Source organism: Desulforhopalus vacuolatus (genome assembly GCF_016918505.1).
Lineage (GTDB): Bacteria > Desulfobacterota > Desulfobulbia > Desulfobulbales > Desulfocapsaceae > Desulforhopalus > Desulforhopalus vacuolatus.
In genome coordinates this window covers 207873-222039 of record NZ_JAFFPZ010000001.1, presented here as the reverse complement: position 1 = coordinate 222039, position 14167 = coordinate 207873, and the positions used below count along the sequence as shown (strand labels likewise).

The following is a 14167-nucleotide window of genomic DNA, read 5'->3' as shown; positions in this document are numbered from 1 at the left end:
TTCTTGTCAGCGTCCGGGTCTGGTTGCTCTTCGGAGTTCTGTTGACAGTTGCACTTCTGTTGCTGAGCTCGATGCTCGGCGGCAGGTTTGGTGCGACTCATCGGCTGACCCTTGATTTTATCGGCTGCATGCAGAGTGGTGTGGTGCATGTGGTTGACAAATTCGCCGAATTCAAGAATAATTACATCACCAACTGGAGTCTGCAGGAGGAAAACAAACGCCTGCTGAAACGGGGTGACACCTATCTTACCGAGCTGCAGAAATACCGCGAATCCTATCTTGAAGCCCGTACCTTTGAAGCCCTGCTCAACTTCAAGAAAGGGTTGAGCATTGATCCTCTTTCCGCCCGGGTCGTGGGCAAGGAACCCTCTTTCTGGTACAAAACCATTATCGTTGACCGTGGTCGTAACGATGACATTGAAGAGGGGATGACGGTCTTTGTTCCCGAGGGTGTTGTTGGCCAGATCATCCAGGTGGGTGATGATTACTCCAAGGTTCTTCTCGCCAATGCCCCCACCTCTGCCATTGACGCCATCATCCAGAAAAACCGTACCCGGGGTATTCTGCGCGGTGCCGGTTCCAGAGGATATGTTCTCAACTATGTACTGAAAAATGCCGACGTCGCTGTCGGTGACTATGTGGTCACCGCCGGTATTGGCGGGCTCTTTCCCACCGGGATGGTTGTGGGAACAGTTGCTGAAATTCATAACCGGGAACGCGGCATGTTTCAGGAAATTGAGGTAACCCCCGAGGTGGATTTCCAAAAACTCGAATATGTTTTCATCGATCGTACGAACCGCAAAAAAATCATCGATGAGATGAACCGCGCCCCCATGAAATAGACAGAGGCATGTGGAATATTATTGTTTTTGCCCTTCTCGGTATTATCAATATTGTTTTTCAGACGGCGGTGATGCAGAATTTGCCGTCATGGTTTGGCCGGCCTGATTTCCTCTTTATCCTGCTGGTCTTCATCTCCTATCGTTTTGCCTGGCTTCCGGGTCTTTCTCTGGTGTTCATCCTGAGCTGGATTATGGATGTAGAGACAGGGGTGAGCCTCGGCTTTTATCCACTGATCTGCCTGCTTGTTTTCACTATTCTCAAGCTTGTTGCCTCAGGCAATCAGGTAAAAGAAGCCACCTTCCAGATTCCTTTGCTCGGGGTTGCCTGGCTGGCAGCACGTTTTATTTTACATCTGCTTGACATTTTCACCGGATGGCTGATGATTCCCGACTGGGAACTCACCCGAACCCTTGAGGAGAGTGTCCTGCTGATGATTATTGCAATACCGTTTTTTGCTTTCTATAATAATATTTATGTTTATGTGCAGAAACACAGTATGAGAGCACGGGCGTCGCGTTCCACCCGGCGCCCACGCCGACCGATGCGCCGAATGTAGGATTTTCTTTTTTTCTGTTCTGTCTGCTTATTCCCCTCCGTATAACTTTTTCTCTTACTCTCCATGAAATTTTCACTTAAACTTCCTGCAGTAAAGCGGGGTCAGTTCGAAGAACATGATGACGCCTCTCTCAATATCCTGCAGAAGCGTCTTATCGGGGTCGGGGTAATTATAGTTTTCTTTCTGGTTGTCATTCTTCTGCGTTTATACTTCCTGCAGGTTACCAAAGGGGATGAGTATAAACGGCGTGCCTACAACAACCGTATCCGTATCAGCACGGTGGCTCCTCCGCGCGGACATATCCTCGATCGCAAGGGGAGGGAGATTGTCACCAACCGTCCATCTTTCAATGTCGTACTTGTTCGGGAAGATTCACGGGATATTGACGGTACTCTGAAGAAAATCGGCCCTGTTCTCGGGATGACTGAGGAAGAACTCTGGGGCCGGGTGCGTGATGCCAGTGATACTCCCCTTTATCTGCCAGTCACTCTGAAAGAGGATGTCGACTGGCAGACTCTTGCCTATCTGGAATACAATAACCGTGAGTTCTCCGGCGTGCGTATTGAGGTACAGCCGGTGCGAGTCTATCCCTACGGCGACCTTGCCGCCAATATCATCGGCTATCTCGGTTCTATCTCCAAAAAGCAACTGGAGAACGCGGATCGCTCCATTTACAGCGGCGGTGATCTGATTGGCAAGAGCGGTCTTGAACGGCTGCGTGAGGCAGATCTGCGTGGTGAAAAGGGCAGGCGTTACACGGAGGTCAACGCACGTGGCTTTGAGCAGCAGATGTTTGACGGACTTGAGCCGATGCCGGGACGGGATCTGCAGCTGACCATTGATGTTGATCTGCAGCAGATCGCCGAAAATTATATGCTTGCCGGGGAGAAATCCGGTGCCGTAGTTGTACTTGAAGTCAATACCGGTCGTGTGCTGGCAGCGGTTTCCACACCGACTATCCATATTGCAGACTTTGTCGGCGGGATCTCTCACAAGAAATGGAAGGCGCTCATGGATAATGAGCATAAACCGCTGATGAACAAGGTTGTACAGGGGATGTATCCCCCTGGTTCCGTTTACAAAATGGTTACCGCGCTTACAGGTCTTGCCCGGGGGGCTGTCAATGAAAACACATCCCTCTTCTGCCCCGGGTATTACCGGTTTGGGAATCGTACCTATCGCTGTTGGAAACACAGCGGCCATGGCATGGTTAACCTGTGTCAGGCGCTGGGACAGTCCTGCGATGTTTTTTTCTATCAGGTTGGACAGAGGGTTGGGGTGGACAGTCTCGCTAAATATGCCAAAAAACTTGGTCTTGGCCAGCAGACCGGTATTGAAATGGAGTATGAGAAGTCTGGCCTTGTACCGACCAAAGAGTGGAAACAAAAAGTGAAAAAACGAAAATGGCAGGAGGGTGAAACCCTCTCCGTGGCCATTGGTCAGGGGTTCAATCTGGTGACGCCATTGCAGATCGCCAACATGACCGCCACCATCGCCAACGGGGGGAAGCTCTACCGTCCGCAGCTGGTGGAGAAGGTTATTGACCCAGAGGGGAAGGTGGTTGAGCAGTTCAAGCCGGAACTGAAGTCTGAGATCAAAGGCTTTCGTCACTTTTTCCGTTTGATTCGTCAAGGAATGGAGGAGGTTATTCAGGGCAAGCGGGGAACAGCCCGTGGGTTAAGTATCAACGGTATGCGGTTCGCCGGAAAAACGGGAACTGCTCAGGTGGTAAAAATAGCGCAGTACCGCGGTTTGCGGGATGATGAGATTCCCTACAAATATCGTGACCACGGCTGGTTTACCTGCTATGCGCCCGCCGACAACCCGGAAATTTCGGTTACGGTACTGGTGGAGCATGGCCTCCACGGTGGTTCCGGAGCCGGCCCGGTAGCCCGGGCCGTACTCAAACATTATTTTGCCAAACGCCTGAAAGAAGGCACGCTCTCCGATCAAGAATAAGAGGCATCATGTACCGAATAGACAGAAGACTGCTGGAACATTTTGATGTAATCCTGATGTTGCTCATCGTGTTGGTCTGCGGCATGGCACTGTTTAATCTTTACAGCGCCTCCATGCCCTCACCGGGCTATAGCCTTGCTCCGTGGATGAAACAGAGTATTATCATGGCTGGCTGTTTTCTCCTCTTTTTTGTCATCATCAGTTTTGACTACAAACTGCTGCATGTTCTCAACTACCCGTTCTACTTCTTTATTATTGCTTTCCTGCTGATCGCCGATGCCATTGGTGCCACTGCGGGGGGGGCGCAGCGCTGGATCAACCTCGGGCTCTTTAATTTTCAACCCTCAGAGCCAGCCAAGCTGATGATAGTGATTACCCTCGCGAGCTACTACGCGCGAAAAGAGGTAAGCGGGGGGTATTCTTTTCTCGATATCCTGCCACCGCTGGGGCTGATGATGGTTCCCTTCATTCTCATCCTCATCCAGCCGGACCTCGGCACCTCTCTGATGCTGATTATTATCTTCGCCTCCATGACCATGTTTGTGAAGTTGCGATGGTCGGCCTATGTCATCCTTCTCAGCCTGGGTTCCGGCGCGGGAATTTTCGCATGGTTCCATCTGCTCAAACCCTATCAGAAGAAACGGGTGGAGACTTTTCTCAATCCCGAACACGATCTTGCCAATCAGGGGTACCAGATCCTGCAGTCCAAAATTGCAGTGGGCAGCGGTGGCCTGACCGGTAACGGCTATCTCAAGGGGACGCAGGGGCATCTGCACTTCCTTCCCGAGCGCCATACTGACTTTGCCTGCTCCATATTGGCGGAAGAGTGGGGTTTTATCGGCTGTCTCATCTTCCTGCTGATTTATTTTGGGATGTTGTTCTGGGGACTCTATGTGGGGATGACGTCGAAAGACCGCTTCGGTACTCTGCTCGCCTTCGGAGTGGTAACGCTGATTTTCTGGCAGGCGGTTATCAACCTCTTTATGATCATGGGTTTCCTGCCGGTGGTGGGGATCCCCTTGCCGCTGGTCTCTTACGGTGGCTCCTCCCTGATTACCACCATGATGGGACTGGCTATTCTGATGAACGTGCGCATGCGCCGTTTTAACCCGATGACGGGTAAAAATCACTGAGTCCGGAGTCCCCGCCAGGAAGATTACAGGGGGGCTTTTTTTACCAGTGATGCCAGTGCATCAATAAAACGCGCGTCGGTGTTGAGTGACGGGGTGGACGCAAAGACCATACCGAGGTCCTCTGCCTGACTGCGGTAGAGCATGTCAATTTCGTAGAGTGTTTCCACATGGTCTGAAACGAAGCTGATCGGTACCATCACCATCGCTTTGCAGCCCTCTGCCGCCAGGCGGTTGACAGTCTCCGGGGTGGAGGGGGCCAGCCACTCCACCGGGCCGCTGCGGGACTGAAAGCAAAGTATTCCCGTCACTTCCGTTTGTTTCTCTACCTCCGCAATAGTTTGCTTCAGATGTTCCACATACGGGTCACCCTCCTGAATAAAGGAGACAGGCAAACTGTGGGCACTGTAGACCACAGTAATTTCTTCGCTGGTCTTCTCCTTCATCTCAACCAGTGTCTTTTTGATTCCCTCCGCAAGCGTGTAAATATAGCCGGGTTCTTCCGGCCAGCTCTCCACCACCCGCAGCGGGATGTTAATTTTCCGCCGCGTCATCGCAGCCCGGAGATGGTTAAGTGAGGAACCGGTAGTTGCCTTTGTATAGTGCGGATAGAGGCTGACGGCGGTAATATCCTCCACCTTGTTTGCCAGCATTTCGTCCAGAGCCTCATCGGCATAAGGGGGCCAGTAGCGCATGGCAATGCTGACATGCCAGTCTTCCCCTTCCTGACAGAGATTTTTCTCCAGAGCCTTTGCCTGGGCACGCGTGATCCTTTCCAGGGGAGAGGCGCCGCCAATTTTACGATACGTCTCCTGTGAAATCGGCGCCCGTTTGCGGGCAATCATCCAGGCGATGAATTTCTGCAGAAAGGGAGGGCCGAGCGGGATGATCTCCCGGTCGGAAAAGAGGTTGTAGAGAAAGGGTCGAACGGCCTTCAGGCTGTTCGGTCCGCCCATGTTGAGCAGGATCACGCCTCTGGATTTTGTCATAGTGTCGGGATGGTAAAAGGATGTAAAAAGAGGGGCAAAAATAAAAACCAATAAATTATATCGCGACTCCGTGTGAAAAGCGAGCTTTACCATAAAAAGCTAATAAAAACAGACTTCTCTGTCTATTTCGAAGCACAAAACATTGATCAGGCTTGCCTCTGCCTGACTATCTCCTATAATGATAGGTATGAGCAGAAGATGGAAACGGCACAACGATTCCAGCCGTTTCATTTCTCTGCTGAAGAATGCGCCATTCAGCGCAGGAAAGGCGGTGTCACCGTCGAATTTAGAGATGGAGAAATTATGGAACTAAAAGTTGAAGCTCGTAATGTTGAGATGCGCCAGGGCTGGCAGGACAGAATTGAAAATGAGAAGGAGAAACTCCTTCGTCACTATCCCGACGTTCTTCACCTTCGTGTCACCATTGAGGCCACTGGTCATGTTGAAAATGATTTCAAGGTAAAACTTGTGGCTGGCGTTCCTGGAGATACCGTGGTTGTAACCCGGAGTGCGGAGAATGTTCGCGCGGCTTTGACGGAATCGTTTGATGTCCTTACTCTCAATCTCAAGGAGATGCAGCGCAAGAAACGGACCGTGAAGAAGCAGTCTGCGGAAGCGGGTGGTGACAGTACAGGGATGATTAAGAAGCTTTCTCCCGTTGAGTCTTACGGTTTTATTGTTACTCCGGATGACCGGGAAATTTACTTTCATAAAAATGCACTGAAAAATGTTGCAATGGATACCCTTCGCAAAGGCGACAGCGTTCTCTTCGGCGAATCCACAGGAGATAAGGGACCTCAGGCTTCCTGGGTACGCCTTGCCGAATGATTTTATTATAAGGGTATCTTGAAACAGTTTGTATTTTGTTCATATTCGAGGCTCAGGAGATGGGCGATTATTCAAGGTACCCTAAAAGTTTATATACAGGCCCCGGATATCCTCCGGGGCCTTTTTTGTACCTTCTCAAAAAGTTATGGAAAAAGATAAAAAGGGAGAAAGGAGGCAGGAGACGGGAGACAGGAAAAAGCAGGGCAACAAAACTTGATGACGTTTGTTGTGGGAGGAGATTGTTTCAAAGTATCCTTGTGAAAGACGGAACAGCGAAAAAGGGCTTTTTATATAAAGAAACTCTCGTGTGTTTCGTGTGTTTCGTTGGCCGTCCAGTCTTTGTTTTTTGGCTTTCCCTGTTTCCTGTCTCCTGTCTCCCGTCTCCTTTTTCCCGTCCTTTCCGTCTTTTGTTTTCCCCGTCTCCTTTTTTTGTGTAAAATATATAAAAATTTATAATACTGTTATCCTGAAGATTTTGAACGTGGAACGTCTCCCTGTACACTGTTTCCCCTCCCTCCTCCCAAGGTGAGAAAATCATGAAACCAGCACTCTTTCAATCCCTCCTCATTTCTCTTCTCCTTCTCCTCAGCACATCCTTTGCCGGGGCCTCTGATCTTACGCAGCTGCAGGATGATGCAATCCAGCGGGGAGCAAAGATCTTCCAGCCTGCCCAGGCTGTCAGTGCTGAAACAGCGGCGAGACTTCTCTTCACTGCTGATCTTTTCATGCATGAGAAGAAATACCGCTTCGCGAGCAATCTCTATCATAAGGTGGCCGCCGGGCTTGCAAAGCCCGGATTTCACTGCTGGAATGCCCTTGCCCGTCTTGCTGAGGAAGATGCTTCCCACCGGGAGGCCTCAGAGTTTGCCATGCTCGCCTCCCTCTCCGACATGAACAGTGTCACCTGTCGACAGCAGACGGAAAACCTTGTGCTGATGGGAACAGCCCTTGGTTCCCGGGCCATGCAGAATGAAAAGTGGATTCCAGCTCTTCTCACCTCGCTGGATCAGGGGCTGGCTGCGGCACAGGCGTGTCCAGGGAGCAGTGACCTGCAGAAGAGATTGAGTGATTTAAGCAGCACGGCCCTCGATATAAAGAAGCGTTCGGAACAGGTGGCGATCACCTCTGCCGAGGCGGACGTGAAGGGCCGTACTCCCGCCCTCTGCATGACCTTCAGCGATACCCTGCTGCCGCCGAGTGTGGTTGATTATGAACAATATGTTCGGACTTCACCCTCGTGGAAGACGGTATTCAGTGTCTCCGGGGCCACCCTCTGCCTGCGCGGGGCCTCCTGGGGCACCAGTTACCGGGTGGACGTGCTCCCCGGAATGAAGACGAGGGGACACGTGGTAAAAAACCTGCAGAAGGCTGACATAAAGGTGACTGACCGCACCCCGCAACTCTGGTTTAACCGAAAAAACTATGTCTTGCCGGAGGCTCCGGGAACAAAAGGTTCTGCGGCGCTCTATTCGGTGAATGTGGACTCCGCCGAGCTTTCCATTTATCGTATTCATGAACGCAGTCTGCAGGGAGAATTTCTCAATAAACACTTTGGCGATAATCTGCAGAGCTGGTGGGAAGACAGATTGAGGGACAATTCCGGCAGCCTTATCTGGAAAGGAACGGTGGATCTCGCTGGCAATACCAACAAAGTGGAACTCAATGCGGTACGTCTGCCTCCGGGAATTACCGATGTCCCGGGAGTCTACATCATGATTGCCTCCCGGGAAGGGAAGGATAACCGTTATGACAGCAGTCTGCGGAGTACACAGTGGCTGGTGGTCAGTGATATCGGTCTGACCAGTTATACCGGCGAAGGCGGTCTTACCGTTTCCGCACGCAGTCTCGCCTCGTCCAGACCTCTCGCGGGAGAGAAAATTACGCTCTACAGCCGGAATAACGCACCACTTGCCACCGTTTTGACCGACGTCTTCGGAATTGCCCGCTTCGCTCCCGGACTGCTGCGCGGTAAAGGGGGAGACCAACCCTCACTGATGACCGCCGGAACCGGTGGCAGCCATGGCTTCTCCTTTTTACAGCTCAGTACCCCCGCCTTTGATCTCAGTGACCGTGGCGTCTCCGGCCGCCTGCCCTCCGGGCCGATCGACGGCTGGAGTTATACTGACCGTGGAATTTATCGTCCGGGAGAGACTGTCCACAGCGTTACCCTGTTGCGCGACCGTCAGGGCAGGGCGCTGGAATCCTCTCTGCCACTTACCCTGAAACTCTCTGGTCCGGATGATAATACACTGGTGGAAAAAGTCGTTCGGCCCGATGCCTCCGGTGCCTGGGTGCAGCCGCTGAAACTCTCCACAGGAGCCCGCAGCGGTACGTGGAAGGTGCGACTCTACGCGGATGAAAAAAGCATTCCCCTTGCCTCAACCTCTTTCGAAGTTAAATCCTTTGTTCCACCCCGTCTCGAGGTGAAACTCGCCATTCAGTCACCTCTTCTTGATGGTGTCCCCGGTGAGGTGAAACTGCAGGCGGATTATCTTTTCGGAGCCCCCGGGAGCGGACTGGTGGTGAACGCGGAGATGCGTCTCGGTGTCGCGCATTATCCCTTTGGAGAGTATAAGGAATTTTTCTTTGGCGACAGTTTCAAACCTGCCCGTTTCTCTTTCGAAGATATGATCACCGACGACAAGGGAGGGCTGCTCATCCCTGTGAAGACGGATATCACCACCAGTCAGCCGCTGCAGGGTGAAATTACGGCCTCAGTCACCGATGTGGACGGGCGGAGCATCTCCGCCTGCGGCACGGTACCGGTTCTTGTCGCACCGATGTATGCCGGTATTCGCCCGGAAACTACGGGAAATGTGCAGAAGGATTCTCAGACGGCCTTTACCGTGCAGCTGCTCGACGCCAAAGGTCTCCCGCTGCAAAAAAAAGGTTGTGTCTGGCGTCTTGTCCGGGAAGACCATGACTGGCAGTGGTACCGCAACAATGGTTACTGGCAGTGGGAAGAGCTGGTAGACGACGTGGAACTCGATGGCGGAGAGCTTCAGCCTGATACTGTGGGGCAGGTTCAGCTGCAAAACCATGTCGGGGAGGGCTGGCATCGTCTGGAACTCTTTGATGAAAAGTATAACCTGCTGACAAACTACCGTTTTTATGCCGGACATGAAGTTGAAGGCAACGGCCGCGGGCCGGACCGTGTCGAGCTGAGTCTTGACAAAGATACTTTTCTTCCCGGCACAAGTGCTGAATTGCAGATCAGCTCTCCGTGGAAAGGTGAGGCCAGTCTGGTGCTTGCCGGGGAAGAGGTTCGCTCGGTACGTAACTTTAAGATGGAGACCCTGCAGCGCAGCATCTCCATTCCCGTAGAAAAGGAGTGGGGTGCGGGGACCTGGGCCATTGTGACGGTTTATCGTCCCGGCAGTACCGCTGAAAAAGGGGCAGCCCGTGCGGTGGGGGTTGTCTGGCTTGGTGTTGATACCGCTGACCGCACCCTTGACATGACCATCCACGCTCCGCAGTCAGTTCGACCGCGTCGGGTACTTGAGGTGCCGGTGGATGTGCGGGGGGCAACCGGAAAGGTTTTTCTCACCCTCGCTGCCGTTGATGAGGGCGTGCTGCAGCTGACGAATTTCACATCGCCTGATCCACGCGCATGGTTCTTCGGCCGCCGCCGTCTTGCCGTTGACATTCGAGATTTCTATGGACAGCTTATCTCCGCCAGCGGAGGCCGCGAAGCGAAGCTCCATCAGGGCGCGGGGAGTGACACAGGCCGCCGCGGAGCTCCCGAATCCAATATCAGGGTTGTTTCCCTCTTCTCCGGTATTGTGGAAGTGGGGGCGGACGGTCGTGCAGTAATACCGCTCAACCTGCCTGATTACAACGGCCGCCTGCGCCTGATGGTGGTGGGCTGGTCGGCGGAGAAACTCGGTGCCGCTGCTGCGGAGATACAGGTCAACGACCCCGTGGTGCTTTCCGCCTCGCTGCCCCGGTTCCTTGCCCGCGACGACCATTCCTTTGTCACCGTGCTGGTGCAGAATGTTACCGGGAAAGAGGGGACGTATCAGGTAACTGGCCGTGCTGAAGGTGCTGTGCGTCTCGACGACGCAGGCGAAGAAAGTTTTATCCTGAAAAAGGGTGAGCGGCGCACCGTGCTTCTGGGCCTTACCGCTGTCGCTCTCGGCAGGGGAGAAGTGGAATGCAGTGTGCGGGGTCCGGGCAATTACGCGGTGAGCAGCCGCCGCCCGATCTTCGTACGCGGTGCAGAGCTGCCGGTACTCAACCGCAAATATCTGCGGCTCGCGCCAGGCAGGGTCTTTACCGTACCGATGGACAGTCTCAACACGTTCTATCCGGAAGGAGCCTCTCTTGCCGTGGATATCAACAGCCAGACCGCCATTGATGTAAAGGGTCTGCTTGATCAGCTCGACCGCTACCCCTACGGCTGTCTTGAACAGCTCACCAGCCGAGCCCTGCCGCTGCTGTATCTCAAGGAGCTGGAGGCCTTCTCCGGTGGTGAATATACCGACCTGCACTCCCGTGTTGCCCACGCCATCGACAAGATTCTTGAAATGCAGCGTTTCGACGGCAGTTTTGCCCTGTGGAACAACTACGGCTCTTCCGAATACTGGCTCTCCTGCTACGTCATGGACTTTCTTACCCGCGCCCGGGCGAAGGGATATACCGTGCCGGATTTCTTCTTCAACCGCGGGCTTTCCTGGCTTGAGTCTGAGGTCCAGAACAGCCTCTCGAAAGAGAACGCCGGCTTTTTTACCTCTGCTCATCTGGTGCTGGCGGAGAACGGTCGGGGACAGATCGAGAACCTGCGTTATCTCTACGATAACCTCCATACGAAATTAAGCGGTTACCACCTCGCGCAGCTTGGCGCGGCACTCAATCTCGTCGGGGAGCTGAATCGCAGTTCCCTGGCTTTTACGGAAGCGGTAGAGAAAATAACGAGCCCGCTTTCTGTCCGGTCTTTTGCGGTAAATGACAGTATTGATGACTTTTACGGCAGCTACCTGCGAGATCTCTCCGGTGTTATCTGCCTGATCGGGGAATTCAGCGGCGGACAGATTCCCACCGGAGAGCTCTGGGCTCAACTTACTCAGGCCCGGCAGAGCCGCCACTGGTTGTCCACTCAGGAGCAGGCCGCCATGGTGATGGCGGTAACGACCCTGCGTGAACAGAGGGAGTTCCTCATCAGGGTGGATAAACAGCTGCAGGCCGGAAAGACTCTGCGTCTGACCCGTACCGCTACTGAAATGAAGGCCCCCCTCACAATTAAAAACATGGGGAAAGGTGATGTCTGGCTTACCTTCAGCAGGCAGGGCACGCTGATGAAACCGCTGGCCGCCAGTGACAGCGGTCTCCGTGTCAGCCGTCACTGGTATCATCCCGACGGGACAGCCCTGGATCCCCGCAGCATGAAGCAGGGAGAGATGGTGGTTGTCGTGCTGGAGGTGCAGGAGCATGTGCAGATTCCCGGCCAGGCCCTGCTGATCAGTCTGCTGCCCGCCGGTCTCGAGTACGACCGGCTGATTGAGCCGGGAGATGAGGATCTTCCCGTATTCGGAGAACAGTTGAACCGGCCGGTGCTTTACAGTGACGGTATGGATGACCGTTTTATCACCGCCTGGGAGACGCGGAACAATCCATCCTCGTCCTTCCGTACGGCACACCTGCTGCGGGTCGTTACACCGGGATCATACACCATGCCCGCCCTGGAGGCGGAAATGATGTATGATCCGGAAAAACGCGGTCGCGGGACCAGCGGACATCTCACCATCAGCCGGTAAATGTTGATGGTGGAAAGAATGAAATGGAGGTGCGGGAAAATCCTGCGCCTCCTTCTTTTTTGTGTGCTTGCCTGCGCTGCGGGGACGGCAGTCTTTATCTTTTCTCCCAATCCGCAGTTGGAGGAACCGGAGTGGTCAGCGCAGGTGGTGTCCAGCGACGGAGAGTCACTGCGGATCTTCACCACGGCCGATGGCCGCTGGCGGTTGAAGACAGATTTACAACATCTCGACCCCCGTTTTCTCCACTTTCTGCTTGCCTGTGAGGACAGCCGTTTTTACCGCCATCCCGGGGTGGACGGCATGGCTCTGTTGCGTGCCGTCGGCCAGCTTGTCACAAATGGACGGGTCATCTCCGGGGCCTCCACCATAACCATGCAGACCGTCCGTCTGCTTCATCCCCGGCCGCGCACCGTCGCCAGTAAAGTGGTGGAGATGGTGGAGGCCCTGCGCCTTGAGCAACAGCTGGGCAGGGAAGAAATTCTCACCCTTTATCTCAGTCTCGCCCCCTACGGCGGCAATATCGAAGGCATTGAAGCTGCGACCCGTCTCTATTTCAACAAAAGCCCTCAATATCTTACCCCCTCGGAGGCCGCGTTGCTCATTGCCCTGCCGCAGTCGCCGGAAAGCCGTCGTCCGGACCGCTTTCCCGAGCGGGCGAAGGAGGCGAGGGATCGCATCCTGCAGCGACTGAACGAGGTTGGCTTACTGAGTGCCGAGGAGAGCGCCGTGGCGGCTGCCGTGCCGGTCCCGACCAGGCGTTTTCCCATGCCCTTTCTCGCTCCGCAGCTCGCTCTTCGTCTGCATACGGCCTTCCCACAACAACGTTTTGTGCGTACTACCCTCGATGGTCCTACCGAGCGTCATCTCCACTCCCTTGCCTTCCGTGTCTCGCACGAGCTGGAACCAGGGTTAACGTTCGCTGTACTGGTGGTGGAGAATGACAGCCGCAGGGTGATCGGTTATCTCGGCTCCGGTAATTTTTTTACCGACAGTCAGCTTGACCTTACCCGCGCGGTGCGCTCCCCCGGATCCACCCTCAAGCCCTTTATCTACGGTATTGCCTTTGAGCGGGGTCTGCTCCATCCGGAGAGCTGGATTGATGACAGCCCCTGCCGCTTCGGTCTCTACCGGCCACGTAATTTTGACGGCCGCTTTCACGGTGAGATCAGCGTACGCGAGGCCCTGCAGCGTTCTCTCAACGTTCCGGCGGTGGCAGTACTGCGGCGCATTGGACCGCTGCGCTTTGTTGCCCGGCTGGCAAAGGCGGGTGTCCTCCTGCGTTTCCAGGGCGAGGCCAATCTGCCTCTTGCTCTCGGCGGAGGCGGAGCCACCCTTGAAGAGCTGGTGACACTCTATGCTGACCTTGCCGACGGCGGCCGCATTCGCCCCCTGCGCTGGCTGGAAGATGTCATTCCGGAAAAGCCCTCTGGCGAAAATCCCCGGCTTCTCTCGCCCCTTGCAGCCTGGTATGTGGACGATATTCTGAAAGATATGCCCTTTCCTCCCGGGCAACAGGGCAGCCGCGATGTGCGCTTCAAAACTGGTACATCCTACGGCTTTCGTGACGCCTGGGCGGTGGGGTACAACCGGTACTATACTGCTGGCGTGTGGGTGGGGCGGCCGGACGGCAGTTTTGGCCGCAGTGGCACGGGCAGCAGCCTCGCTGTTCCACTGCTCTTCAATGTCTTCGCCTCCCTGCCGCCACACTCACCACGGGCTGCTCTCCCCGCTCCCCCGGGTGCACTGCAGGTGCGCCACGTCCAGCTTCCTGCCGCTCTGAAGCGCTTTGATCGGCCGGGAATCAGTACCTCCCGCAGTACCGTTCCGCTGAAGATTCTCTTTCCGCCGGACGGCAGTGTGCTGCCGCTGCTGCCCGGGCAGAAGATTACCCTCAAGGCACAGGGCGGCACACCACCGCTGCACTGGCTCTGTAATGGCCGTCCGCTGCCGGTCACACCAGGTCGATCCAGCGTGCGCTGCAACAGTGATGGCATCGGCTGGAGCGAGGCGGTGGTGATCGACAGCGAGGGAGATCAAGTGGCAGTCCGCTTCAAAATCGAAACGCAGTAAGCTGTAATCACTCCGGCAAAATCTCTTTGAAACGGCTAT

8 protein-coding genes are annotated in these 14167 nt (G+C 54.5%); 7 read left to right on the top strand and 1 reads right to left on the bottom strand.

Annotated features, from left to right (window positions below; genetic code table 11):
• The first annotated feature begins 41 nt into the window (after nt 1-41).
• From mreC to rodA, 4 genes are all read left to right on the top strand, one after another.
• Entirely contained in the window at nt 42-842 is an 801-nt protein-coding gene (mreC, locus tag JWG39_RS00875; protein WP_205217451.1) for a rod shape-determining protein MreC, read from the top strand.
• An 8-nt stretch (nt 843-850) separates the two neighbouring features.
• A complete protein-coding gene (locus tag JWG39_RS00870; RefSeq protein ID WP_205217450.1) occupies nt 851-1399 on the top strand; it encodes a hypothetical protein in 549 nt (182 codons plus the stop codon).
• A gap of 63 nt (nt 1400-1462) precedes the next feature.
• Nucleotides 1463-3358, top strand: coding sequence for a penicillin-binding protein 2 (mrdA, locus tag JWG39_RS00865; RefSeq protein WP_205217449.1), 1896 nt, complete (start codon nt 1463-1465; stop codon nt 3356-3358).
• Between the two features lie 8 nt (nt 3359-3366).
• Nucleotides 3367-4491: a rod shape-determining protein RodA gene (gene rodA / locus JWG39_RS00860; RefSeq protein WP_205217448.1), complete on the top strand. Its 1125-nt coding sequence runs from the start codon at nt 3367-3369 to the stop codon at nt 4489-4491.
• Nucleotides 4492-4514: 23 nt separating this feature from the next.
• On the opposite strand, the gene hemH is transcribed toward rodA, so the two are convergent.
• Entirely contained in the window at nt 4515-5477 is a 963-nt protein-coding gene (gene hemH / locus JWG39_RS00855; protein WP_205217447.1) for a ferrochelatase, read from the bottom strand.
• A 198-nt stretch (nt 5478-5675) separates the two neighbouring features.
• Between hemH and JWG39_RS00850 the strand changes: the two genes are divergently transcribed.
• The 3 genes from JWG39_RS00850 to pbpC all read left to right on the top strand — a co-directional run bounded on the left by JWG39_RS00850 (nt 5676) and on the right by pbpC (nt 14128).
• On the top strand, nt 5676-6305 hold the full coding sequence (locus tag JWG39_RS00850; protein WP_240191913.1) for an HPF/RaiA family ribosome-associated protein: 630 nt from the start codon (nt 5676-5678) through the stop codon (nt 6303-6305).
• A gap of 536 nt (nt 6306-6841) precedes the next feature.
• Complete coding sequence (locus JWG39_RS00845; RefSeq protein WP_205217446.1) at nt 6842-12058, top strand: alpha-2-macroglobulin family protein; 5217 nt, start codon at nt 6842-6844, stop codon at nt 12056-12058.
• A gap of 18 nt (nt 12059-12076) precedes the next feature.
• On the top strand, nt 12077-14128 hold the full coding sequence (gene pbpC, locus JWG39_RS00840) for a penicillin-binding protein 1C (RefSeq protein ID WP_205217445.1): 2052 nt from the start codon (nt 12077-12079) through the stop codon (nt 14126-14128).
• The last annotated feature ends 39 nt before the right edge of the window (nt 14129-14167 follow it).